The sequence below is a fragment of the Arthrobacter sp. MOO21 genome (genome assembly GCF_057369995.2).
The window spans coordinates 296,081-320,741 of sequence record NZ_CM170671.2 but is presented as its reverse complement, the minus strand read 5'-3'; the positions used below and the strand labels follow the sequence as shown (position 1 = coordinate 320,741).

19 protein-coding genes and 1 pseudogene are annotated in these 24,661 nt (G+C 67.8%); 12 read left to right on the top strand and 8 right to left on the bottom strand.

All coding sequences use genetic code 11. From position 1 onward, the window contains the following. Positions 1 to 13 precede the first annotated feature (13 nt). From AC2JAJ_RS01365 to AC2JAJ_RS01355, 3 genes are read right to left on the bottom strand one after another with little or no spacing between them, the layout of a single operon-like run. Positions 14 to 1,678 (bottom strand): LCP family protein, encoded by a 1,665-nt coding sequence (locus AC2JAJ_RS01365; RefSeq protein ID WP_486414557.1) that lies wholly within the window; start codon positions 1,676 to 1,678, stop codon positions 14 to 16. A gap of 10 nt (positions 1,679 to 1,688) precedes the next feature. Continuing rightward, entirely contained in the window at positions 1,689 to 2,261 is a 573-nt protein-coding gene (gene purE, locus AC2JAJ_RS01360) for a 5-(carboxyamino)imidazole ribonucleotide mutase (protein WP_221383975.1), read from the bottom strand. Then, positions 2,258 to 3,406, bottom strand: a complete 1,149-nt coding sequence (locus AC2JAJ_RS01355; protein ID WP_374226140.1) for a 5-(carboxyamino)imidazole ribonucleotide synthase — start codon at positions 3,404 to 3,406, stop codon at positions 2,258 to 2,260. The genes purE and AC2JAJ_RS01355 overlap by 4 nt, the downstream gene beginning before the upstream one ends. A 222-nt stretch (positions 3,407 to 3,628) precedes the next feature. Between AC2JAJ_RS01355 and AC2JAJ_RS01350 the strand changes: the two genes are divergently transcribed. After that, positions 3,629 to 4,183 (top strand): GtrA family protein, encoded by a 555-nt coding sequence (locus AC2JAJ_RS01350; RefSeq protein ID WP_221383973.1) that lies wholly within the window; start codon positions 3,629 to 3,631, stop codon positions 4,181 to 4,183. A 32-nt stretch (positions 4,184 to 4,215) separates the two neighbouring features. On the opposite strand, the gene AC2JAJ_RS01345 is transcribed toward AC2JAJ_RS01350, so the two are convergent. After that, positions 4,216 to 4,917: a TIGR03089 family protein gene (locus AC2JAJ_RS01345; protein ID WP_486414558.1), complete on the bottom strand. Its 702-nt coding sequence runs from the start codon at positions 4,915 to 4,917 to the stop codon at positions 4,216 to 4,218. Positions 4,918 to 5,309: 392 nt separating this feature from the next. Between AC2JAJ_RS01345 and AC2JAJ_RS01340 the strand changes: the two genes are divergently transcribed. Genes AC2JAJ_RS01340 through AC2JAJ_RS01330 form a run of 3 tightly spaced genes read left to right on the top strand, consistent with a single transcriptional unit; the run spans position 5,310 to position 10,934 of the window. Continuing rightward, on the top strand, positions 5,310 to 5,840 hold the full coding sequence (locus tag AC2JAJ_RS01340) for a WhiB family transcriptional regulator (RefSeq protein WP_486414559.1): 531 nt from the start codon (positions 5,310 to 5,312) through the stop codon (positions 5,838 to 5,840). Positions 5,841 to 5,869: 29 nt separating this feature from the next. Continuing rightward, entirely contained in the window at positions 5,870 to 9,232 is a 3,363-nt protein-coding gene (locus AC2JAJ_RS01335) for a glycosyltransferase family 2 protein (RefSeq protein WP_486414560.1), read from the top strand. Then, entirely contained in the window at positions 9,225 to 10,934 is a 1,710-nt protein-coding gene (locus AC2JAJ_RS01330; RefSeq protein ID WP_486414561.1) for a DUF5719 family protein, read from the top strand. Before AC2JAJ_RS01335 ends, AC2JAJ_RS01330 begins: the two co-directional genes overlap by 8 nt. 40 nt (positions 10,935 to 10,974) lie before the next feature. Here AC2JAJ_RS01330 and AC2JAJ_RS01325 read toward each other — a convergent pair whose 3' ends face one another. Further along, the gene (locus AC2JAJ_RS01325; RefSeq protein ID WP_486414562.1) at positions 10,975 to 11,478 is read right to left on the bottom strand and encodes a metallopeptidase family protein; all 504 of its coding nucleotides are present in this window, start codon (positions 11,476 to 11,478) and stop codon (positions 10,975 to 10,977) included. A gap of 119 nt (positions 11,479 to 11,597) precedes the next feature. Between AC2JAJ_RS01325 and AC2JAJ_RS01320 the strand changes: the two genes are divergently transcribed. From AC2JAJ_RS01320 to AC2JAJ_RS01305, 4 genes are all read left to right on the top strand, one after another. Next, positions 11,598 to 11,984 (top strand): DUF3499 domain-containing protein, encoded by a 387-nt coding sequence (locus tag AC2JAJ_RS01320; RefSeq protein WP_221383967.1) that lies wholly within the window; start codon positions 11,598 to 11,600, stop codon positions 11,982 to 11,984. Between the two features lie 78 nt (positions 11,985 to 12,062). Next, the gene (locus AC2JAJ_RS01315; protein WP_486414564.1) at positions 12,063 to 12,290 is read left to right on the top strand and encodes a Trm112 family protein; all 228 of its coding nucleotides are present in this window, start codon (positions 12,063 to 12,065) and stop codon (positions 12,288 to 12,290) included. A gap of 72 nt (positions 12,291 to 12,362) precedes the next feature. Then, positions 12,363 to 13,829: an adenosylhomocysteinase gene (ahcY, locus tag AC2JAJ_RS01310; RefSeq protein WP_501053309.1), complete on the top strand. Its 1,467-nt coding sequence runs from the start codon at positions 12,363 to 12,365 to the stop codon at positions 13,827 to 13,829. Between the two features lie 64 nt (positions 13,830 to 13,893). Then, positions 13,894 to 15,132: a L,D-transpeptidase gene (locus AC2JAJ_RS01305; protein ID WP_486414566.1), complete on the top strand. Its 1,239-nt coding sequence runs from the start codon at positions 13,894 to 13,896 to the stop codon at positions 15,130 to 15,132. Position 15,133: 1 nt separating this feature from the next. Here the strand turns inward: AC2JAJ_RS01305 and AC2JAJ_RS01300 are convergent, their stop codons facing one another. Continuing rightward, on the bottom strand, positions 15,134 to 15,934 hold the full coding sequence (locus tag AC2JAJ_RS01300) for an RDD family protein (protein WP_473693143.1): 801 nt from the start codon (positions 15,932 to 15,934) through the stop codon (positions 15,134 to 15,136). 70 nt (positions 15,935 to 16,004) lie between these two features. On the opposite strand from AC2JAJ_RS01300, the gene AC2JAJ_RS01295 reads away from it, so the two are divergent. After that, positions 16,005 to 16,997, top strand: a complete 993-nt coding sequence (locus AC2JAJ_RS01295; RefSeq protein ID WP_473693141.1) for a stage II sporulation protein M — start codon at positions 16,005 to 16,007, stop codon at positions 16,995 to 16,997. Positions 16,998 to 17,122: 125 nt separating this feature from the next. After that, entirely contained in the window at positions 17,123 to 18,379 is a 1,257-nt protein-coding gene (locus tag AC2JAJ_RS01290; protein WP_486414567.1) for a TIGR01906 family membrane protein, read from the top strand. 4 nt (positions 18,380 to 18,383) lie between these two features. Here the strand turns inward: AC2JAJ_RS01290 and AC2JAJ_RS01285 are convergent, their stop codons facing one another. Beyond that, positions 18,384 to 20,213 carry an AMP-binding protein gene (locus AC2JAJ_RS01285; protein ID WP_501053308.1) on the bottom strand — a complete coding sequence of 610 codons (1,830 nt, stop codon included), beginning with the start codon at positions 20,211 to 20,213 and terminating at the stop codon, positions 18,384 to 18,386. 67 nt (positions 20,214 to 20,280) lie between these two features. Continuing rightward, positions 20,281 to 22,009, bottom strand: a pseudogene (locus AC2JAJ_RS01280) (dolichyl-phosphate-mannose--protein mannosyltransferase). Between the two features lie 45 nt (positions 22,010 to 22,054). On the opposite strand from AC2JAJ_RS01280, the gene rsmI reads away from it, so the two are divergent. Further along, entirely contained in the window at positions 22,055 to 22,930 is an 876-nt protein-coding gene (gene rsmI, locus AC2JAJ_RS01275; protein ID WP_221383958.1) for a 16S rRNA (cytidine(1402)-2'-O)-methyltransferase, read from the top strand. A gap of 177 nt (positions 22,931 to 23,107) precedes the next feature. After that, positions 23,108 to 24,607 carry an NAD-dependent succinate-semialdehyde dehydrogenase gene (locus AC2JAJ_RS01270; protein ID WP_221383957.1) on the top strand — a complete coding sequence of 500 codons (1,500 nt, stop codon included), beginning with the start codon at positions 23,108 to 23,110 and terminating at the stop codon, positions 24,605 to 24,607. Positions 24,608 to 24,661: the final 54 nt, after the last annotated feature.

Here is a 24,661-nt window from a genome sequence, read left to right as displayed (position 1 = left end):
GTCATGGGTGCAGTTACAGCGCGGCGCACTGTCCGTTGGTGGCCACGAGTTCGCGGATGGCCTGCTCGTTGCCCTCGCGCTTGAGCTCGTTCAGCAACTCCTCGGTGATGGGCTCGCCGTCGGGGGTGGTGGTCACGGGCGTGAAGTCCGACGGCGCCGGTGACTCCTGCGCAAAGCCTCCGGTGTAGGGCCGGGGGAGGAGCGCGGGGGCGGGGCCGGCCGCCTGCAGGTGTCCCGCACCCGCCGCCGGCACCTCGAGGGCGTCGTCCTGCGGCCCGGAAGCCGGGCCGGCAGCCTGTGGCCCGGACGCGGAGGCCAGCAGCTGGTCAACGCGCGCGTGGATCTCGTCGAAGTCGGGGTTCGTGGAGAACGTCGGGTCGAAATCCGGCGGCCCAAGGGTGAGCCGTTTGGCCTCCTTGCCCTTTGACTTCATCGCCAGGTCAAGGAAACTGCCCAGCTGCGAGGAGGAGATGTTGGAATCCACTACCTTTGTCCCGGCATCTGCGATGTCTTCGAACTTGGCCAGCAAGGTGGCGGGATCAAGCTGCTTGAGCATGGCTTGCTGGACGCACTGCTGGCGGGCGATCCGTGCGTAGTCATCGACGAATTCCCGCGAGCGGCCGAACCAGAGGGCGTGGTAGCCGTCCAGCGTGTTGTCGCCGGCAGGAATCCAGCCTAGCGGCATGCCGTGGATTCCATTGATCTCATCAATGGTCTCGCCGCTGATCGGGACCCAGCCACCGGCCTTGATCCGGATGCCACCCATGGCATCGATGAGCTTGGAGAAGCCGTCCATGTCGACCAGGACATAGGCCTGGATGTCCATGCCCAGCGTCCCTGAAACGGCCTCAAGGGTGGCCTGCGCGCCGGGATCGGCAACGCCGGGGTAGAGGTCGGCGTGTTCGTTGGTGACCTCTGTGTTGATGGCGTTGATCAGGCACTCGTCGCCGCAGTCATAGCCGTCGGGGTAGATCTTGCGCATGGGCGAATCGGCGCTGAACTGGGCGTTCTGGAAGTTCCGGGGGATGGAGATAATGGCTGTCTGGCCGGTCTTGGCGTCCACGCTTAACACCGAGAGGCTGTCGGGGCGGCGCCCGGTGCGGTCGTCACCGGCGTCACCACCGATCATCAGGAAGTTGTAGCGTCCCTCCACGGGCTCGATGGCCGGGCCCGACGAGAAGATGCTGCCAATCGCGTTCCGGCCCACGTTCAGCAGGTAGGCCGCATAACCGAGGGAGCCGCTGCCCAGGACCAGCGCCAGCACCAGGGCGATGCCGACGGCGGGCCGCGCCGACGGTGCCAGCAGGACGGGGCGGATCAGGCGCAGGGTGTTCACGAACAGGACAGCCCAGCCCACAGCAAGGGCCGCCAGGAGCAGCACCACGAGCAGCGACGTGACAGGGTTGGTGACGATGCTGATGAGCAGCGTCCGGTTGAGCAGCAGCAGTACCAGTGCCAGGAGAAGGGCCACCCAGACGCAGAGCGTCACGCGCAGCGCGATCCGGCCCAGCCTGCGGTCACCGGCCACCAGTTGGGCGCTGCCTGGGACCAGGAGCGTCAGCAGGACCAGCACGAACGCCCGTTTGGTGCGGACATTGGGGGAGGCGCTGGCCGGATACCGTACGGGGTCCGTCAGGAGCGCTCCCGGCCCGGTCTGCGGCACGTTGCTGCTGGCCATGCCCGCCGCCCTAACGGCTGCCCCGGAAGGTGCCCGGGCCTTCTGGGAAGACCTCGCTCACTTTTTGGCGCAGGCTGGCACCCTTGCGGCTGGCAACGGCGTTCAGGTCGGCGGCGAAGTCCAGGAGATCCGCACGCAGCGACGCGGCGAGCTCATCCGTACCGGAGGCCAGCATCCGTACCGCCAGCAGACCTGCGTTGCGGGCCCCTGCAATGGACACGGTTGCCACCGGAACGCCGGCAGGCATTTGGACGATGGAAAGCAGGGAGTCCATGCCGTCCAGGGTCTTCAACGGGACCGGAACCCCGATGACCGGCAGCGGCGTAACGCTGGCCAGCATGCCCGGCAGGTGCGCGGCACCGCCGGCACCTGCGATGATCACCCGCAGGCCGCGCTCGTGCGCCGTCTGGCCGTAGCGGATCATTTCCGTAGGCATCCGGTGGGCCGAGACCACGTCCGCCTCGAACGGGATTCCAAATTCGGCCAGGGCGTCCGCCGCAGCCTCCATGACGGGCCAGTCGGAGTCGGAACCCATGACCAGGCCCACCAAGGGACTGGTGGCGGGGGTGGCTTCGGCGCTCATGCATTCTCCTCGAAAATTACTGACGGTTCCTCTGTGCCGGGGCGTCCGTCCCGGATGATGGCTGCCACCGCAGCCGCCCGCCGGCGCACTGAGTCGACATCCGCCGTCGAACTTCCCACCAGGTTGACGTGGCCGATCTTGCGGCCGGGCCGAACGGACTTGCCGTAGCAGTGGACCTTGGCGGCAGGTTCGCTGGCCAGGGCCAGGGGGAAGGCTGAATACAGGTCCAGGTTCCCGCCGCCCAGGAAGTTCTTCATTACCGTCACGGGCGCCAGCGCATCGGTGGCGCCCAGGGGCAGATTAAGGACCGCGCGAAGGTGCTGCTCGAACTGGCTGGTGATGGAGCCGTCCTGGGTCCAGTGGCCCGTGTTGTGGGGGCGCATTGCCAGTTCGTTGATCAGGAAGCCGGCCCCCGTGCCGGGCGTCTCGAACAGTTCCACGGCCAGAACGCCGGTGACGTCCAGCTCGGCGGCGATGCGCAGGGCTGCGTCTTCCGCAGCTGCTGCCACTTCCACCGGGATATCCAGGGCCGGCGCGATGACCTCGTCGCAGACGCCGTCCACCTGGATGGTGTGGACCACCGGCCATGCCCGGGCTTCGCCGTCCGGCGTCCGGGCAACCAGGGCGGAAAGCTCGCGGGTGAATTCGACCTTTGCCTCGGCCAGCAGTGGGCTCATTGCCGCAAACCAGTCCCCGGCGCCTTCAGCCTCTTCCGCGGAGGAGATGATGCGTACGCCCTTGCCGTCGTAACCGCCGCGCGGCATCTTCAGTACCACCGGCCACCCTGTCTCCTCGCCGAAGCGGACCAGGGCAGGGACGTCGGCGACGGAAGCCCAGGCGGGGTTGGGGAGTTCCAGCCGGTCCACAGCCGCACGCATGACCAGCTTGTCCTGCGCGTGCTCAAGGGCCTCGGGTCCAGGCTGGACGTTGACGCCCGCCTCCCGGAGCGCGCGCAGATGCTCCGTCGGCACGTGCTCATGGTCGAACGTCAAAACATCCAGGCCCTGGGCGAAGTCCAGGAGGGTCTGCAGGTCCTTGTAGTCACCCACTGGGGTCTCCGGTACCGCGGACACCGCGGAGACGTCGTGGCCCTCCGCCAAAACGCGGAGTTCAAAACCGAGGGCTGTCGCGGCCGGGGCCATCATGCGCGCGAGCTGGCCGCCGCCAACTACACCTATTACTGGAAAAGTCACATGTGCCAGCCTACCGAAGTCGGCAACGGTATCCCGCTTTTGGGGTCTGTCGGGGGAGACATTTCCGGTATTGCGGCACCCGCCAACAGCCCTCGCCGGGGAAGCCCCAAGGTTTGGGAGCTAAAATGGGCCTTTGGCCAAGTGGCCCACAGTTCGTCACGGCCATGGAGGGTCATGTTTAGCACACTTGCAGATCGTATTCGGGGGCTTGCCTCACTTTTCTGGCGCGAAGTGGCAAAATTCGGCGCCGTGGGCGGTGTGGCGTTCGTCATCGACAACGGTCTGACGTACTACCTCATGCACGGGCCCATGTCCGACAGCGAAGCCAAAGCCCGCTTCGTGGGCGCCACCGTCGCCACAGTCTTTTCCTGGATCGCCAACCGCTTCTGGACCTTCCGGCACCGGCGGCAGGCCAACATTCTCCGTGAATTTGCGATGTTCGTGCTCATCAACGGCATCGGCATCGGTATTTCGACCGGGTTCACGGCACTGGCCAAGTACGGGCTCGGGATCGATAACAAGAACCTGCTGTTCCTGGCCGGCGTGGCGGGCATCCTCGTGGCCACCGTGGTCCGCTTCTTCGCTTACCGCTTCCTCGTCTTCAACCAGGAACTGGACCAGGAGCCGGAGTTCTCCCACGACCACGAACTCATCGAAGCGCACCCGCACAAGGACCACGCGCCGGCCGCCGAGCGCGAGCCGTCCGCCGGCCGAAGGCCGCAGGCCTAACCGCCGGGCCGCCTGGCCGCAGCGGGCATCGCCTAGCTTCCGTGGATGCGCTCGTCGGCCAGCAGTTTGTCCGTGAGCGGCACGTCAGGGTGCGTCAGCACTACCGAGCCCCCTTGGTTCCACACTCCGAGGGCGTCGGACAGCGCTGACTCGAGCCCCCGCTCCGCGGGGACATGCAGCCGGGCCCCCTCCCCGTGGGGGCGGGCAAAGCCGCTGAGCAGATCTGCGTGCACGATCCTGCGGCCGTCATGGGTCACGAGCGCACAGGCTTCCGGATCGGGATCGCCGTGCGGCATGAACACGTCGCCGTGGGAACGCACCTCCGCTGCGTAGTCGATGCAGCCGTCCGGGAGGTCCCCGGTCCACCGCATGGCGAGTGCGGGCAGCGCCACTGCGATGACGGCGTCGTACTGTTCCCCAACCTGCGCCGGTTCGTCCGTGGCCAGGAAGTCCGCCGGGGCGGCGTCAAGTACCAGTTCGAGTCCAAGCTGCCAGCCGGCCAGCGCCCACACCATGGATTTCCAGTGGGCGGGAAGACTTAGCCGGAGCCGCATGCCTGGTTCGGCGTCGAGCTCGTCCTGCAGAAGGTTGCTGGTCTTTGCCACCCAGTTGTCCAGCACCCGGCCTGACAGCTCCACGCGCTCCGTGTCGGGGCCGTACCAAGTGAGGCGCGGCGCGGTGGAATTGCCCGAGCGCAGGAGCGCCGTCAGGTCGGTGGCAGGGATAGTCGTCATGGCTCCATCCTGCCATTGGCGCGGTGGCCCGTCACTGCGGCCCGGAACGGCTGCCGGAGACGCGGCGCAGGCGAAGTGATTCTTATCACCCCCAATGCTAAGTGTGCTTGCTATTTTGTGGCGGAGCGGGTATTTTCCCGCTATTGAGCGCTTTTTCCGGGGTAAAAGCCCCCATTGCCCATGACTGGGCCCATGCCTGCGCTTAGTCTTAAAAATTCCCGGGCGTGGCGTGCCGGATGTTCCCAGGTTTGACTGATTATTATCCCGGCCACGGCTTGACTCGCCCTAGTTACACACGTGTAATTAGGTAACTAAAGCAATTGCGTAAATACCGGCACACAAACCGAGTGTCCACGTATCCAGGCAGGGGCTGCAACATCAGGAGGGTCGCCATGGGGCAAGCAGAGCGTATCCAGGAAGATGCCGTCGTAGCCGGCCAGGCAACGGCGAAATACCGTGCACGGGGGGTGCCAAGCGATTGGTACGTGGACCCCGCGGATCCTGATGCGGCAGAGCGCTACAACAGGAACTCCAGCAGCGTCCTGGAGGACCAGGCCACTGCCTTCCTGGCAGCGCATGAGGCGCTCTTGGAAGGCGGGGACCTCGAGGACGACCTCGATCCGCCCATGGAATTGCCTGCCAGCGGGCCGGCCCAGCCGGTATGGATCGGCCTGCCCTTCCAGCAGGACTTCGAGGACGAGGGCGAACTGGGCTGGCAGACGGATGCCCTGTGCGCCCAGACTGACCCGGAAGCCTTTTTCCCGGAAAAGGGCGGCTCAACCCGCGACGCCAAGAAGGTGTGCGGTGCCTGCAACGTTAGGTCCCAGTGCCTTGAGTACGCACTGGCCAACGATGAGCGGTTCGGTATTTGGGGCGGCCTTTCCGAGCGTGAGCGCCGGCGGCTAAGGAAGCGAGCAATCTAATTCTTCAGGATGTCCATGTCACTGCCGTTGTGGTTGCCCACAACGGCAGTGCCTATCTGCCCAGAACTTTGTCAGCCCTGGCGAATCAAACCCGGCCGGTTGACCGTGCCATCGGCGTGGACACTGGGTCCGCTGATGATTCGACGGCCCTGCTTGGGCAAGCCCTGGGTGAAGCCAGTGTTCGCCAGCACCGGGGCAAGAGCGGCATGGGGGCGGCTGTCTCAGCCGCCCTTGAAGCCCTTGCGCCGTCCCATGGAGCCACCATGGACGGCAGGACCGAGTGGATCTGGCTGCTCCACGACGACGCCGCCCCGGCGCCGGAAGCCCTCGCCGAGCTCCTGGGCGCAGTGGAGCGGGCACCCTCGGTCACCGTGGCCGGCTGCAAGCAACTCGACTGGCACGAGCCCCGGAAGCTGATAGACGTAGGGCTTTCCACCAGCCGCTGGGCTGAGCGGCTCACCCTCATCGACGCGGATGAGTTGGACCAGGGACAGTACGACGGCCGCACTGACACGTTCGCCGTTAACTCCGCGGGCATGCTGGTGCGCCGGGACGTCTGGGAACACCTCGGCGGTTTCGACCCCGCCCTGCCAGGCAGCGGCGACGACGTTGACTTCTGTTGGCGGAACCGGCTCGCAGGCCACCGCGTGGTGGTGGTCCCGGCCGCCCGGATGTTCCACGTGGCCCACCGCCCGCATGCATTGGGGAACCCCGCGGCGGCATGCAAGGCCCAGGTCCACCTGCGCCTGAAGCACAGCACGCCATGGATGGTCCCCGTCCATGCCGTCGGCGCGCTCCTCGGCAGCCTCTTCAAACTCATTCTGAGCATTGTCGTCAAGGATCCAGGGCACGGCATCAGCCAACTCTTTGCCACCTGTGCGGCCCTCGGGCGGCCGCGGGCCGTGGCCAAGGCCAGACTGGCAGCGCGTCGGACCCGGCGGATCCGCAGATCCGTAATCCGTAAGCTGCAGACCCCCCGCCGCGAGGTCTGGAGCCACCGCTGGTCCCTGATGGAGGCGCTCGGATCGGACGGATCGGGCGCCGACGACCTCGTCCAGGATCCCCTGGCCCACCAGCCCACCGGCGACGCCGCAGACGACTTTGCATCCCTGGCAGTGAGCAAGCGGGGCTGGGTGGGCAATGGTGCCTTGGCGGCCATTATCATCGCCTCGGTAGCCTCGCTGCTGGCCCTGACGGGGCTGTTCCGTGCCGGTGCCGTAACCGGTGGCGCCCTGCTTCCGGTTTCGGCCACCCTGGGTGACATCTGGCACAACGCCTCAAGCTGGTGGGTGGGCCTTGGCGCGGGGCTTCCCGGACGGGGGGATCCGTTCGGCTACGTGCTCTGGATCCTCGGCGTCCTCGGCGGCGGGGATGCCAATGCTGCCATGGCGTGGCTGCTCCTGTTGGCGGCGCCGCTCTCGGGGCTCACGGCCTGGTTTGCCGCCGGCGGGCTCACCGTCCGGCGCCGCCTTCGCCTCGTAGCCGCCCTCTTCTGGGCGGCGGCCCCCGCCCTGCAAGCTGCCCTGAACCAGGGGCGTGCAGGCGCCCTGGTTGCCCACGTCATGATCCCGCTGGTAGTCCTTGGCCTGCTGCGTGCCACAGGCTCGGCAACGGGCCACGGGCGCTTCCTCCTGCCGCCCCACATCGGGGAGAGCGCGGCCGGCCCCTCTGCCGGCAAACCCGGCGTTAACGGCACGCCTTCCTGGACGGCCGCTGCGGCGGCAGGCCTGGCGCTGGCGGCCACCACGGCCTCGGCGCCCTCCCTGCTTATCCCGGCAACCGTGCTCATCGTGCTCTGCGGCCTGCTTCTGGGCCGGCGCGGCCGCACCGTCTGGTGGGCGCTGCTGCCCAGCGCCGCACTGTTCATCCCGTTCGCACTCACCGCCCTCGACCGGCCCCGCGCACTCCTGGCGGATCCGGGGCTGCCGCTGGCGTTCAAGGCGGCTCCGCTGTGGCAGCAGCTCCTGGGCCAGCCACTGCAATTCGATCCGGCGGCCGGCCTGCAGGGACTGGCCGCCTTTGCCGGCGGGACAGTGCCATGGGCCCTGCTGCTCGCAGTCTTCGTGGCGGCGCCGCTACTGGTCCTTGCCGTCGTCGGCCTTTTCCTCCCCGGGCGCCGGAACGGGGCAGCCAGGTGGTTCTGGATCACAGCGGTCCTCACCTTGGCGTCCGGCTGGCTGGCCAGCCACGTCGTCACGGGAATGAACGCGGACACGTTGGTGACACCCTTTACCGGGCCGGCCGTGTCCGCAGCCGGGTTCGCCCTCCTTGCGGCCGCGCTCCTGGGGGCTGAGCAGTTGCTGGCCCGGGGGGACTCCGCCTCTGCCCGCGGGGTCAAGCCCCGGAGGGCCGTGAGGGCGGGCGCCGCAGTGGTGATGGCGGTACTGCTCGCCGGTCCGCTCGCCGGCATGGCCGTCTGGTCCGCGCAGAACCTGCTGCGCCCGGCCGCCGCGTCCACCACTTCCGCCGAGGGGACTGGCGAGGTCCGGTCCGCAGCGGAAGCGGGTGCCGGGGGAGCGCTGGGTACACCGCGCCTGGTTGAAGCCGGTACGGCACGGACCCTCCCCGCCACCGCCATCGACCGTGGCACCGGTCCGGAACAGACACGTACGCTCCTGATCAGCACGGGTGACGACGGCACGTTCTCCGCGTCCCTCGTCCGAGGTGCAGGAACCACCCTCGACAGCCTCTCCGCCATGGCATCCGCGCGCAACATCCTCGGTGCCCCGGGTGCCGAAGAAGTGCGCGCCGACGACGACGTGACTGCCTCCATCCGCCGGGTTGTCGCAACCCTGGTGGCCGGCCAGGGCGTGGACCCGCGCCGTGACCTTGAGCAGCTCGGCGCCGGATTTGTCGTGCTCCGTTCCGCCGATACCGCAGCCCAGCTCACAGCCAGCCGGATGGACGCCGTGCCCGGCCTGGTTGCCGTGGGGCAGACGGATGTTGGCTGGCTCTGGCGCATCAGCCCGCTCAACCAGCCGGTGGTCCAAGCCGCCGACGTCGCCCACCGCGTACGAATTATCGATGCGCAGGGCGCCACAGTGGGACAGGTCCCTTCGAACAAGGACGACGTCGAGGCTACTGTTCCGGCGGGGCCGGAAGGCCGCCTCGTGGTTCTGGCCGAGCGCGCCGATCCCGGCTGGAGCGCCTGGCTCGACGGCAGGAAGCTGACCTCAACCACCTCCGGCTGGTCCCAGGCCTTCACCCTGCCGGCATCGGGTGGCCAACTCACGATCCGCTACGGGAATCCCTGGGCATGGTGGGCTGCCGCTGCCCAAATCACCGTGATCGGCTTGACGGTCGTCCTGGCCATTCCCATGCCCGCGCAAAGGCCGCGGACCGGCCTCTCACGCGATGAGGGCTCCCTGCGTAAGGAACACCAGAATGCATGAGCAGACACCGGCCCCCGACGAAACATCGGGCGCGGCCGTAACGGAGCTCCCGGCCAGTGCTTCGGTGACCCCCGGAGTAGGGAAAGGCGGTAGCGGCAAGGCCACCGGCAGCGGCGCCACCGCGTTGCCCATGGGCAGGACGCGCACCGCTGCCGTTGCCGGTGTGGCGGCGGGGGCCATCATCCTCGTGGGCGCTACCGCCCTGGTGGCGGCGGGCTCGCTGCTCCCCCTCCCGGAGTCAAGCAGGAGCCTTCCGCCGGCGGCAGCCGCTGTTCCCGCCGGCGCCAGCGTTGGCGTCTGTCCCGGCCCGGCGAGGCTGTTGGAGGGCACGGAAGCAGGCACCGACGCCCAGTTCCGGCCGGAGTCGGCAACCGCCGCGACCACGGTGACCGCCGCCGTGCTCAGTGCCGGCGGCGTGGTGCCCGGAAGCCGCCTTGCGCGCCTTGATGGAAGCGGGGCAGTCGAGATCGCCAAGGATCCGGGGGCGGCGCCCGCCACCGCGCCGCCGCAGGAACTCCGCGCCGGCGTTGTGGCGGATAAGCCGACGGACCAAGTGGGCGTCCTCAGCGCGAACGCGGTGGCAAACCAGAATGCCTCTGCAGCGGCTGCCATGAAATACACTGCGGGCGACGGCGACCTGCAGGGCAGCGCCGCGGCCAGCTGTGCGCAGCCCTCCAATGACCAATGGCTGGCCGGAGCGAGTACCACCGTGGGGCGAACGTCCGTGCTGGCGCTGACCAATGCGTCCAGCACCCCGGCGACAGTCAGCCTTGAACTCTTCGGTCCTGGCGGACAAATCCAGGCGCCCGGCAGCCGCGGCCTGCTGGTGGCCCCGGGCACCACCCGGTCGGTTGTCCTGGCAGGGCTGGCGGCAAACCAATCCCAGCTCAGTGTGCATGTGCGCAGCGCCGGCGGCCCGGTGGCCGCGTCCATCCAGCAAAGCGTCCTGCGGGGCCTGACTCCGGGCGGCGTGGACTTCATCGCGCCGGGCACTGCCCCGGCCGTCCGCCAGGTTGTCACCGGCGTGGACATCCAGGACCCGGCCGGAATTTCCGCCCTGACCGGGCGCCCCGGATACGGGGACGCCGGGCCTTCCCTGCAGCTGACGGTTCCGGGCGCCTCCGATGCGGTGGTGGAAATCAAGCTGTACGGGCGGGACGGCCAAAAGGCCCTGCCGTCCGGCGGCGTTGTCACGGCGAAAGCCGGCGCCGTAACCGAGGTTTCGTTGGCTGGTGTGCCGGCCGGCCCGTACACGGTTGCAGCCTCGTCAGACGTCTCCTTCATTGCCGGGGCGCGCATGAGCCGTGGGCTGCAACCCGGTCAGGCTTCAGATGTGGCCTGGGTGCCGTCCGGCGTACGGCTGGGCAGCCAGCACGTCGTCCCTGTCCCCAAGGGCGGTCTTCGCCAACTGGTGTTCGGTGCACTGGATACCAGGGCCACCATCACCTATGCGCCGATCACGGCCGACGGAAAAGTCAGGGCGGCTGCCACCGCAGACATCGCCGGCGGAACCACCGCTGCGATCGCGATCCCGGAAAAGGCCGAAGAATCAGACGTCGTGGGTTACGTGGTGTCCGCCTCCGGAGACGCCGCATACGGCGCGGTGCTGCTGGGGCAGGACGGACGGAACGATGTCTCGGCCCTGGCGTTCCTGCCGGCGGCCGCGGGACAGGAAACAGTTCCCGTCCGTTTGGGCTACTAGCGACGCCTCACCCGCCCGGGGATTCGCCTGCGGGCCCTCGTCAGTAACGCCGCCGATAGACGGGGTCGAGGGTCTCGGGAGCGACGCCCAGCATCTCCGCTGTGTGCTCCACCACCACGTCATGGACCAGGTCCTGGAGTTCCTCCACAGTTGAGCATGCCTGCTCAACCACGCGGCGGTAGACCGTAATCATCGGTCCTTCCCCTCCAGCGGCGGGTGTGTAGGAGCCCATGGGCACCGGGGCTGCGTTCGCTGCGAGTTCCTCAAGGTCCGGCGGTATCTCGTCGACGCCGAACCGTACGCCGTCCAGGGTTTTACCCCAGATATCGTGCAACCGCTGGGCGGAGTCCAGCACCATGTCGTCGAAACGGTCGGACCGTGTCCGGTGGCCGGGGTGGGTGGGAAGAACCACCTCACCGCGGAGGCCGCGTCCATGGCGGTTGCGGCGCCGCCTTGAGAAGCTTCGGCCCACGGGCTCCGTGCCCGGACCAACCGGGTCAGCCAACCGGACCGAAAAACCTGATTCATGGTTCGATGACTGCATATATTGACTCTAAACCCGGGCGTGGATTTACGCGATACATCTCCAGGGCAGGAAAGGCGTGTGTCCCACCGGGCGCCAATGCGCGGGTTAACTGGCGCGACCGGGTAGTCTGGGATGTCGTGGGAGCTATACGTCAGTGTTCAAGGTCTGCCTGCCGCCAGTCAGCGGTAGCCACCCTGACGTACGTGTATGCGGATTCCACCGCAGTCCTGGGTCCGCTGGCCACGTATGCCGAGCCGCACTGCTATGACCTCTGCGAACAGCATGCCGACTCGTTGACAGTTCCCCGGGGCTGGGAAGTCCTGCGCCTGGCAATGCCGTCAACGCCGCAGCAGCCCGGGCCGGACGACCTGCTGGCCCTTGCCAACGCCGTGCGGGATGCCGCGGCCCTTCCCCCCGAGGTGCAGCCGCCGGCGCAGCGCGGGCACCACTCCGCGCTCGAGGCGCCGCCAGGTGCTGAAGGGGTGCGCCGCGGGCATCTGAGGGTCCTCCGCGAACCGTCCTGACGCCCATCTGGCGGTAGGCTTGGACCTGCACATCTTTCCGCTACCGGCGCGAGCGCGCCCGCCAGGGAGCATGAACAAATGCCAAAGATCAGTCCCGAGCTGTTGTCCGTCCTGCGTTGCCCCGTGACCGGCTCGCCCCTGGTCCAGGAAGGCGAAGAGCTGGTGGCCACCACGGCCGGCGAAGACGGGGTAAAGAACCGCTACCCAATCGAGGATGGAATCCCCCTGCTGCTGCCGCCGGAACTGCTGGCCGCAGCAGCCACGGCCGGATCGGACCAGCACGATCCCGGCGCCGCCAGGCAATAGTTCAGCCCGCACGATTTTCAGACCCAGCAGCACGGGAACCGGACGGGGCCCGGATGAAGCAAAGGACCACCCATGACGTTTGACTACAAGGTTGCCGATATTTCCCTGGCGGAAGCCGGCCGGCACCAGATCCGCCTGGCCGAGCACGAGATGCCGGGCCTGATGTCCCTGCGCGAGGAGTTCGGTGAAAGCCAGCCGCTGAAGGGTGCGCGGATCGCCGGGTCCCTGCACATGACGGTGCAGACCGCCGTGCTGATCGAAACCCTCACCGCCCTGGGCGCGGAAGTGCGCTGGGCTTCCTGCAACATCTTCTCCACCCAGGACGAAGCCGCCGCCGCTGTTGTGGTGGGCAAGGGCACCGTGGAGGATCCGCAGGGTGTTCCGGTGTTCGCCTGGAAGGGCGAAACCCTCGAAGAGTACTGGTGGACGGCCGAACAGATCCTCACCTGGCCCGGTGCCGACACCGATCCCGAGCTGGGCCCGAACATGATCCTGGACGACGGCGGCGACGCCACCATGCTGGTGCACAAGGGCGTGGAGTTCGAAGCTGCCGGAAACGTGCCCTCCGCTGATCCCACCGACTCCGAGGAATACGGCATCTTCCTCGATGTCCTGCGCCGCTCGCTGGACGCCGATCCCAAGAAGTGGACCCGCACCGCAGCCACCATCAAGGGCGTTACCGAGGAGACCACCACCGGTGTCCACCGCCTGTACCAGCTGGCGGAGCAGGGCAAGCTGCTCTTCCCGGCCATCAACGTCAACGACTCCGTCACCAAGAGCAAGTTCGACAACAAGTACGGCATCCGCCACTCCCTGCCCGACGGCATCAACCGCGCCACCGATGTCCTGATGGGCGGCAAGGTTGCGGTGGTCTGCGGCTACGGCGACGTCGGCAAGGGCGCCGCGGAAGCGCTCCGTGGCCAGGGCTCACGGGTCATCGTCACCGAGATTGACCCCATCTGCGCCCTGCAGGCAGCCATGGACGGCTACCAGGTGGCCAAGCTGGAGTCGGTGCTCGCCCAGGGCGACATCTTCATCACCACCACGGGCAACAAGGACGTCATCATGGCCCGGCACATGGCGGCCATGAAGAACAAGGCCATCGTGGGCAACATCGGCCACTTCGACAACGAGATCGATATCGCCGGCCTGGCCCGGATCCCGGGCATCGAAAAGGTGGAAATCAAGCCCCAGGTGCACGAGTGGGTCTTTGACCGTGGCTCGGACGCCGAGCGCTCCATCATCGTCCTCTCCGAGGGCCGCCTGCTGAACCTGGGCAACGCCACCGGCCACCCGTCGTTCGTCATGAGCAACTCCTTCGCCAACCAGACCATCGCGCAGATTGAACTGTGGACCAAGAAGGACCAGAAGGAGTACGCCAACGAGGTTTACGTCCTCCCCAAGGTCCTGGATGAGAAGGTTGCCCGACTGCACCTGGACGCACTGGGCGTGGAACTCACCGAGCTGACGAAGGACCAGGCCGAATACCTGGACATCGACGTCGCAGGCCCGTACAAGCCGGAGCATTACCGTTACTGAGATGTAAGGGCCCGGGCGCGGCAACGCGCCCGGGCCGTTATTTTTTGCGCCTAGGATCGGAAAGATGGAGCCTGATGTGAAGCCCCGGCGCCGGGGGACCGTGAAACAGATCCTTGCCGTGGCTGCCGTCTGCGTGCTGGCGGCCGTTGGCGGGGTTTTCGCCGCCGTGGCGCCGGGCCTGGCAGGCGGCCCCGTGGAATCCGAAGCCGGATCGGCGCTGCGCACTTCGCCAGGCATCGCTTCGCCCGTGGTGCCGCCGGTGCGCCTGGATGCCGCGCCGGCCAACGGCGCCAAGCAGGTGAACCCTGCCGCTCCTGTCTCCCTGAAGGTGGGCAACGGCACCATTGAGCGCGTCACCCTGACCAGCACCGCCGGCAAGACCGTCGAGGGCAGCATCGATGCGAACAGGACGGCATGGTCTGCGTCCGGCCCGCTCGAATTCAACACCGGATACAGCTACACGTACGTGGTCAAGGACGGTGCCGGACGGGAAACCAGCACCACCCAGTCCTTCAGCACAGTGTCCAGCTCACATGAGGCAGATGCCGCCGTCTACCCACTGAACGGCATGAAGGTGGGCGTCGGCCAGCCCCTGCAGATCATCTTCAGCGAGCCGGTGGTCAACCGCGAGGCCGTGGAAAAGGCCATCAAGGTCACCAGCAGTGCCGGCCAGGTGGGAGCGTTCCACTGGCACAGCGACACCATGGTCCGGTACCGGCCCGAGAACTTCTGGACCGCCAACTCCACCATCTCCATGGACATGCAGTTGTTCGGCGTGGACCTGGGCAACGGACAGATCGCCAATTTCAACAAGAAGGTGAACGTCTCGATCGGTGACAAGAAGGTGGCGGTCGCCGATGCCACCGCACACACCTTCACGCTCAGCGTCAACGACCAGCCCGTCAAGACGCTCCCTGTCAGCATGGGGGACAAGCGCTTCCCGTCGGCCAAGGGCTACGCAGTGCTGATGGAGAAGAACCGCTATGACCACTTCCGGGCCTCAAGCATCGGGCTCAAGCCGGATGATCCGGCCTACTACGGTGATGTGGACGTCGAATACACCATCCGGCTCACCCTCAGCGGCGCGTATATCCACCAGGCTCTGCCGTCTGCTTTCCCATACATTGGCAACACCAACGTTTCGCACGGCTGCATAGGTTTCGCTCCCGACGGCGCTGCCTGGGTCTTCGACAACATGGGCACGGGGGACGTGGTCCAGATCATCAATACCGAAGGCGACTTCGCAGCCCTCGACGACGGCTACGGGGACTGGAACATCCCCTGGAACGAGTACGACAACTAAGTCACTCGCCGAAGGGAAGCTTTTGCAGCCGCTCGCCCACAGCGCTGTTCCGGCGGCGGGCCTGGGCCAGCCTGCTGAACTCCCTGTTCCGGCGCTCGGCGACGACGGCGGCCAGGAAATCCTCCGGCCCCGTCCCTGGTGGCGGAGACGGAGCCACGTGCGCTGACAGTTCCGCGGCGACCGACGCTGCCATCGCCGCCCTGGACGCCGGCGCCATGCGGCCCGCCTGGCGGATGAACTGTGCGGCACGGCGCGCCGTGGCGTCGGGGATCCTGCCGATGTCCGCCGTCGAAGCCCATGGCAGGAGGGCTGGCGGAACGAAGACCGCAGCAGCGCGCTCAACCGGAACCCGGCCACGCACGGAGTAGGTTCCGGCCAGCAGGTCTCCGAGCCGCCGGGATTTGTCATTGAAGAGCGCGACGGCGAGTGCCAGGCCGCCGAACGTCAGATAGATCTCAAGGAATCCAGTCAGTCCGCGGATCACGGCATGCCGGAACCGGATGGCGCCGCCGTCGTCGCGGACCACCCGCAATCCAGTGGCGAGCTTGCCCAGGGACCGGCCCCGGGTCAGCGTTTCCAGCCCCACGGGCACCACCACCAGGGAAAACACGACGCCGGTGAGGACCAGGGCGCGCCCGGCTGCGTCATCGAGGTCCCGCCCAGCCGCCGACAGGCCCCACAGGACTGCCACCAGCAGGACCGCATGGAACACGACGTCGATGGCCAGGCCCAACGCCCGCGCGGCAAAGGACGCAGGCCGCAGTTCCAGGACTACGGCCTCACCGGTGACTATCAGGCTCACGCTGCGTCCCTGTTCTTCGCGGTGCTGGTGTGGACGGTCAAAGTCTAATGCGGGACGCTAGGCTGAGGCCGTGGATATGGACGCCTTTTCCGCAGTCAACGCGGACAAATGGGCGCGGCTGCAGAACCTGGCCTCCAAAGGCAGGCTCACCGGCCGCGAAGCCGATGAGCTGCTGGCTCTGTACCAGGCCGTCTCCGGCCACCTGTCCCTGATCCGCTCCGTGGCTCCGGAAAGCGGGCTGTCCGCATCACTGTCCGCCACCCTCGCCCTGGCCAGGACCCGGTTCACCGGTGCACGGTCCAACACGATGGCGGACCTCGCCCGGTTCTTCGTGGTGGCCCTGCCGGCGGCGCTGTACCGGCTGACATGGCTCACCCTGGCCTGCGGAGCCGCCTTTGTCCTCATAGCCGCGGCCTACGCCGCCTGGCTGGGCACATCCCCGGAAGCGCTCCGGGCAGTCGCCTCCGAGGCGGAGGCCGCCCGGTATGTCAACGAAGACTTCGTTGGCTACTACTCCGAAAACCCGGCGGCCTCCTTTGCCGGCGCCGTGTGGACCAACAACGCCTGGATCAGCGCACAGGCCGTGGCCTTGGGAATCACCGGGATCTGGGTGCCGATGATCCTGTTCAGCAACGCCCAAGGGGTGGGAATTGCCGCCGGGATCTTCGCCGCAGCGGGCAAGTCCGACGTCTTTTTCAGCTACATCCTGCCCCATGGCCTCATGGAGCTCACCGCCGTCTTTGTTGCCTGCGCCGCCGGCCTTCGGATCTTCTGGGCGATGGTCTCGCCGGGGCCCCGGACAAGGGGCCGCGCGGTGGCGGTGGAGGGGCGGTCCCTGGTCACCGTGGCACTGGGGCTGGTCCTGGTCCTGTTCGTCTCGGGACTGGTGGAAGGGTTCGTGACGCCCAGCCCGCTGCCGGCCTGGGTTCGGATCGGCATCGGCGCGTCGGTGCTGGCAGCGTACTGGACCTACGTCCTGGTATGGGGGAAGCGGGCGTACCTGGCGGGGGAACGCGGGGATCTTCGGGACGAGGATTCCGGATACGCAGAAATCGCTGCCTGAATCGTTGTAATCCAGCCGGGGTGGTTCCTCGCCGTGCCGAAGTCCCTGACGGTAGGCTCGTCAACAGAAATGAATCGCGCCGGCGTACTGGGTCCGGCGTGGAACCCAACGGAAGTGACGCTGCTGTGAACGACGAAACACCGGCCCGCGCCAAAAGCGCTGCGCCGCAGCCGGAACCTTTCCTGGACACGTCCGGGGACTCCGACGAGCCCGCGTTTTCCTGGCTGAAGCCCGCCGATGGGGAAGCCTCCGGCGAGGACTCCGGACGCTCCGCCGAAGCCGGCGCGGCCCCCGTCGCCGGATCATCCGCCACCGGTTCATCAACCGCCGGATCATCCGCCACCGGCTCATCAGCCACCGCCGCTGCCTCCGCAGCAGGCACCACCCGGACGGAGGCGCCCGGCCCGCGCCACACGCAGGACGGTGCCGCCGTGCGCAAGGCAGCCCAGCCAGAAAGCAGGGCTGACCGCAAAGCCGCGGAAGCCGCCGTCGAACCTTCCGGGCGCGCAACTTCGCGCGCCGACAATTCCAGCGCGGCCGATGGCCAGTCCGGCTCTCCGGTTTTCCGGGAGCCACTGCCCACATCAGCGCTGCACGTCCGCCCGCCCGAGGAAGAGGTGGAACGCCGCAACGCCCAGCGGGAGAGCGCCGCGAACGCCCGCCCCGTAGCCCCGCGCGTCATGCAGGTCCTGCTGGCCATCGCCTACCCGTTCATCCTCCTGATCCTGGCCGTCCGGGCCGTGACCAGCCCGCTCTTCCTGTGGGTGGAGTACAACCGTCCCGGATTCCCCGGCGACGGCTACGGCTTCAGCACCGACGACAGGATGACTTACGGCTCCTACGCGGTGGACTACCTCAGCAACTGGGCGGGCCCCCGCTACCTGGGCGACCTGGTGCACCGCAGCGGCGACAAACTGTTCAAGGATGGCGAAGTCAGCCACATGGCGGACGTGAAGGTGGTCATCCTCTCCACCTTCGGTGCCGGAGCCGCGCTGCTGCTCCTGGCACTTATTGCCGTCCTCTACCTGCGCAAGCGGAGCACCGGCGGCGTCCGCCGCGGCCTGTTCGCGGGATCAATCATCACGCTGGTGCTGATTCTTGGCCTCGGCACCCTGGCGGCCCTGGGCTGGCAGCAGTTCTTCAGCGAATTCCACCGGATCTTCTTCGCCGACGGGTCCTGGACGTTCAGCCTCGATGACACGCTGATCAGGCTGTTCCCGGGCCAGTTCTGGATCAACGCCGGCATCGCCATCGCCGGCCTTGTGCTGGTGACCTCGCTGGTGACCGTGGTGCTCACCTGGCCCACGCGCCGGCGCCGCGGCCTGGCGCCCAAGGAGCGGCCGGCGGCCCAGGAGCGCCCCGAGGCCGCAGAGACGGCGTAGCAGCTCAGCCGTACAGTTTGGCGATCTCCGCCTGGAAGTCCTGGACGACGACGGCCCGCTTGAGTTTCAGCGACGGCGTCAGGTGCCCCGACTCCACGCTGAAGTCGGTGTCCAGGAGTGCGAACGTGCGCACCGATTCCGCCTTCGACACCAGTTCGTTGGCGTGGTCCACGGCCTCCTGGACGGCGGCAAGGATCTGGGGATCGCTGGTGGCCTCCCGGAGGGGGAGCGGGGGCAGCCCCCGCTCCGACCGCCAGTTGGCGACGCCCTCCGGGTCCAGGGTCAGCAGGGCTGACACGAACGGCTTGCCGTCACCGATGACGACGGCGTGCCCCACCAGCTGGTGGGCCCGGATCCGTTCCTCCAGCGGGCCCGGTGCCACGTTCTTGCCGCCGGCCGTGACCAGCAGGTCCTTCTTCCGCCCCGTCACGGTGAGGAAGCCGTCTGCGTCCAGGACACCAAAGTCGCCGGTCCGGAAGAAGCCGTCCACGAAAGCCTCGGCGTTGGCCGCCGGGTTGGCGTGGTACCCCTTGAAGACGCCAATGCCCTTCACCAGGATCTCGCCGTCTTCGGCGACGCGGATGGTGGTCCCGGGAATGGGTATCCCCACCGTCCCCACCTTGGTGCGGGACGGCGTATTGGCCGTGCACGGTGCCGTGGTTTCGGTCAGTCCGTACCCTTCGAGGACGGGGATGCCGACGCCGCGGAAGAAGTGGGCATCCTCCGAGGCCAGCGGGCTGGCACCGGACACGGTGTACCCCACCTCGCCGCCGAGGGCCTGGCGGAGACGCGGATACAGCAGCCGGTCGTAGGCTGCATGCCGCAGGCGGCTGAAGAGCCCCGGCCCGGGTCCCTCGCCCCGGCTTTGCCTGTCCTGCTCCCGCGAGTACTGGATGGCGGCGGCGGCAGCGGCCTCGAAAAGGCGGCCTTTGCCCGCCAAAGCCGCCTTATGCGCCGCGGTTGCCCGCACCTTCTCGAAAATCCGGGGGACAACCAGCAGGAAGGTCGGCTTGAACGTCCCCAGGTCCTCCAGCAGCTGTGCCGCCCCGGGGGTGTGTCCCAGGGTTGCTCCGGCCGTGAGGCACACAACCTGGACTGCGCGGGCCAGCACGTGGGCCAGGGGCAGGAACATCAGGGTACGGGCGTTGCTTTCCTGGAGGATTTCCGGCAGGAAGGCAACGATGTTCTTGGCCACGAGGGCGAAGTTCCCGTGGGTAATCTCGCACCCCTTGGGCCTTCCGGTGGTGCCGGACGTGTAAACCAGGGAAGCGATGTCGTCCAGCCCGGCCCGGCTCCGCTGCCGCTCCAGCTCCGCGTCGCTGACCCCGGCGCCCGCGGCGGCGAGGCTGGCAAGGTCCGGTGCCTCGCCGTCGTAACCCATCCGCACTACGTTGACCAGGCGGTCACGCAGCGCAGCGGATTCGGCAACAACGCCGTTGACCAGCTGCACCGTGGCGCGGTCGCCGGCGAAGACGCGGCGCACCCCGGCATCCTGGATGATCCACTCCACCTGGCTCGCGGACGATGTTTCGTAGATGGGAACGGTGACACCGCCGGCGAACCAGATCGCGAAGTCCACCAGGGTCCACTCGTAGGAGGTCCGGGACATCACTGCCACCGTGTCCCCTGGCTCCAGGCCGCCGGCGATCAGGCCCTTGGCCAGGGCACTGACGTCCTGGAGGAATTTCTGCGCGGACACGTCCACCCAGCCGTTGGGCCCCTTCCGCCGGTACAGCGCATGGGCCGGATTGGCGGCATGCTGCTCCAGCAGCAGGTCAGTCACGTTGCTGTCGGCGTCAAGCTCAACCAGCAGTTCCGTGCTTGCTTCTCTCACAGCAGGTCTCCGTTTCCGCTGCCACGCCGCGGCAGCGGCTCCTCAGGGGGTCTCATGCAATCCTGCCCTAGATCCAGGAGGGCATCCACATACGGACCTTCCAGTCCACGTAGGGGATGACCTCCGCCGTCCAGATGGGGTAGAAGAATGCCGAGAGCAGGACGGCCGCGGCAAGGAAGAGGGCCACCAGGTACAGGCCCGAGCGCCAGGCGCCACGGCGGGTCCGTTGCCCTGCCGAGGACCAGGCCCAGGCAATACACCAGCGCCAGGACCAGGAACGGTTCGAAGGATACGGCGTAGAAGTAGAACATGGTGCGCTCGGGGTACATGAACCACGGAAGGTACCCCGCGGCCACACCTGCCAGGACGGCACCGGCCCGCCAGTCCCGGCGCCCTGCCCACCAGAACAGCACGACGACCAGTGCGATGGCCGCCGGCCACCAGACCAGCGGATTTCCCACGGAAAGGATGGCTGAGGTGCACTTCTCCACGGCGCACCCCGGGGTTCCCTGCGGTGGGGATTCATAGAAGAACGACGTCGGCCGCCCCATGACCAGCCAGCTCCAGGCACTCGCCTGGTATGGGTGTTCGGAGCTCAGGCCCTGGTGGAACTTGTACGCCTCGAGGTGGTAGTGGACGAGGGAACGGACGGAGTCTGGCAGCCAGCCCCACTGCGCGGACGGGTTGCTTTCGGCCCAGTGGCGGAAGTAGGCATTGCCGGACAGGAACCATCCCGTCCAGGATCCCGAATAGACGGCTCCGGCCACGGGGACCATGCTTGCAAAGGCCGGCAGGCCGTCCCGGATGACGCCGCCGCTGATCCAGCCGCGGATGCCGGCCACGCGCCGCGCGTTGAGGTCCCAGAGCACGGTCAGGAGCCCGAAGCCGGCGAGGAAGAAGAGTCCGGACCACTTGGTGCCCACCGCGAGTCCCGTGCAGACTCCTGCCGCGATCCGCCACCAGCGGATGCCCAGCCATGGTCCGGCCATCAGCATGCGGGCCGTCGGCTGCCCGCCGTTCGAAGCGGCAGCCTGCGCAAGCCGGCAGGCCAGGCGGCGCCGCCCGTCGTCCCGGTCCAACAGCAGGGCGCCGAATACGGCGAGGACCCAGAACGTCAGGAAGACGTCAAGCAGCGCGGTACGTGACATCACCAGGTGGTGGCCGTCGACGGCGAGGAGCAGCCCGGCGGCGCCGGCAAGGGGGAGTGAGTGGAACAGCTTCAGGGCGATCAGGGAAACCAACAGCACCGTCAGTGTTCCGGTGAGTGCGGCAGCGAAACGCCAGCCGAAGGGGTTGTCCGGCCCGAACAGCCACATTCCGGCCGCAATCATCCATTTGCCCACCGGCGGGTGGACCACATATTCGGGGGAATCCAGCAGGACCGTGGGATCCCCCGCGTTGAATGAATCGTTGGCTTTGTCCGGCCAGCTGCGTTCGTACCCGCTGATCAGGTACGAGTAGGCGTCCTTGACGTAGTAGGTCTCGTCGAACACGAGTTTGTGCGGGACTTCCAGGCGGACAAACCGGAGCAGGCCCCCGGCCACTGCAGTCAGCACCGGGACTAGGACAAACCAGAGCCGAAGCGACAGGGGATAGGCCCGCCAGGCAGGGGTCGCGCCGAGGAGCCTTTCCTGCAGGGCTTCGACGGTGAACGTTTCCGCGGGCCGGCTGATCCAGGGACGCCTGGCCGCGGTGGAGGTATGGGCCGCAGGTGCCCCTGGTCCGGTGGAGGAGGCCGAAGGGGTGGGTTCACCGGCCCCGGGCGGCCGCGTCGAGGTCTGCGTCACGAGCCCCATGCTACCTTTTGCGGCTGGAAGACCCGGCAGCAGTAGGCTGGTTGGGTGGACCAGAACCCCAGCCCCCTCCCCGCTCCCGAACCCTCAACGGCGGGGCGCATCGTGCTCGCCGCCACGCCGATCGGGAACACGGGCGATGCCTCGGCCCGCTTGGTCGAGCTGCTCGCCACGGCTGACATTGTGGCCGCCGAGGATACGCGCCGCCTCCACCGCTTGGTCCAGAGCCTGGGCGTTACCGTCGCCGGCCGCGTGATCAGCTACCACGAGCACAATGAGGCGTCCCGGACCTCCGACCTCCTGGACCAAGTCCGGGCGGGCAGCACGCTGGTGATGGTGACCGACGCCGGGATGCCGTCAGTGTCGGACCCTGGCTTCCGGCTGGTGGAAGGCGCGATCGCTGCAGGACTGCCTGTCACCGCCGTCCCCGGCCCCTCCGCCGTCCTCACCGCGTTGGCGTTGTCGGGCCTGCCGACGGACCGGTTCTGCTTCGAGGGCTTCCTTCCCCGCAAAGCCGGCGAACGCGCCTCGCGCCTGGCCGATCTTGCCGGGGAGCGCCGCACCATGGTGTTCTTCGAGGCCCCGCACCGGCTCGAAGCAATGCTGCGGGCCCTGCGTGAAAGGTTCGGCCCGGACCGGCCCATAGCTGTGTGCCGGGAGCTGACCAAGACCTACGAGGAAGTCATCCGGGGCACGGTCGGTGAGCTGCTGCACTGGGCGGAAACCACTGAAGTCCGCGGCGAGATCGCGGTGGTGCTGGGCGGCGCGCCCGAGCAGGCGGCCGGAACCCCCGAGGACCACGTGGCGGCAGTCACCGAGCTGATGGCCCAGGGCATCCGGCTCAAGGAAGCCGTGGCGGCAGTCGCTGAAGACGTGCGGGTCAGCAAGCGGGAGCTGTACGCGGCGGTCCTTGCCGCCCGCTGACGGGTCCGCGGCCGCAGCGCTGCTGTGCAGCTGCACAGCAGCGCTGCGTTTTGGCAGTGCGCAACGGCGTAGACCCCGGGCGGGCCCGGCAGTAGTCTGGCTGTTAATCAGCCCAATGAGCCCGGTCACTCCGGCCGCAGCACGGGCTGCCACAACCCTACTGACGAGGGAGTCATCGTGACTGTCACCGCACAGCCTGCCGTTAGCGCCGAGCGCGAAAGCCGGCTTCTGGCCTCCGTTCCCACCGGGCTGCTCATCAATGGCGAGTGGCGCGACGCCGCTTCGGGCAAGACGTTCGACGTCGAGGATCCCGCCACCGGGAAGGTGCTGCTGAGCATTGCCGACGCCGGCCCTGAGGACGGTGCCGCGGCCCTGGACGCCGCCGCGGCGGCCCAGGAGTCGTGGGCTAAAGTCCCGCCGCGCGAACGCGGTGAGATCCTGCGCCGGGCGTTTGACCTGGTGACCGAACGGGCCGAGGATTTCGCCCTGCTGATGACCATGGAAATGGGCAAGCCGCTGGCCGAAGCACGCGGCGAGGTGACCTACGGCGCCGAGTTCCTCCGCTGGTTCTCCGAGGAAGCCGTCCGCGCGTTCGGCCGCTACTCCGTCTCGCCGGATGGCAAGTCCCGCCTGCTGGTGACCAAGAAGCCGGTGGGTCCCTGCCTGCTGATCACGCCGTGGAACTTCCCGCTGGCCATGGCCACCCGGAAGATCGCCCCCGCGGTCGCCGCAGGCTGCACTATGGTGCTGAAGTCCGCGAACCTCACGCCGTTGACGTCCCAGCTGTTCGCGGCCGTCATGATGGAAGCCGGGCTGCCCGCCGGCGTCCTGAACGTCATTCCCACCTCAACCGCCGGTGCCACCACCGGGCCGCTGATTAAGGATTCCCGTCTTCGCAAGCTGTCCTTCACCGGTTCCACCGAGGTGGGCCGGCGCCTGCTGGCCGACGCCTCCGAAACCGTGCTGCGCACCTCGATGGAACTGGGCGGCAACGCCCCGTTCGTGGTCTTCGAGGACGCCGACCTGGACGCCGCCGTCGCCGGTGCCATGCTGGCCAAGCTGCGGAACATGGGCGAGGCCTGCACTGCTGCCAACCGCTTCATCGTGCACGAATCGGTCGCCGGCGAGTTCGCGGAGAAGTTCGCCGCGAAGATGAAGGAAATGACCACCGCCCGGGGCACCGAACCGGAGTCCAAGGTGGGCCCGCTGATCGACGCCAAGAGCCGGGACAAGGTCCACGAACTGGTGTCCGACGCCGTTGCCTCCGGCGCCAAGGCCGTCCTGGGCGGCGGACCGGTGGAGGGCCCGGGCTACTTCTACCAGCCCACCATCCTCTCCGGGGTCACGGAGGGCACGCGGATCCTGTCCGAGGAAATCTTCGGCCCGGTCGCGCCGATCATCACCTTCAGCAGTGAAGACGACGCGGTGCGTCTGGCCAACAACACTGAGTACGGCCTGGTGGCTTATGTCTTCACCAAGGACCTCAACCGCGGCATCCGGATGGGCGAAAAGCTCGAGACGGGCATGCTCGGCCTGAACGCCGGCGTCATCTCCAACGCCGCGGCACCGTTCGGCGGTGTCAAGCAGTCCGGGCTGGGACGCGAAGGCGGCCTCGAAGGCATCGAGGAATACCTCTACACCCAGTACATCGGCATCGCCGATCCCTACGCCGGGTAGGCCTGACGGCTGAAGGATCGGGCGCTGCCGGCCGGGACACCCCCGGCCGGCAGC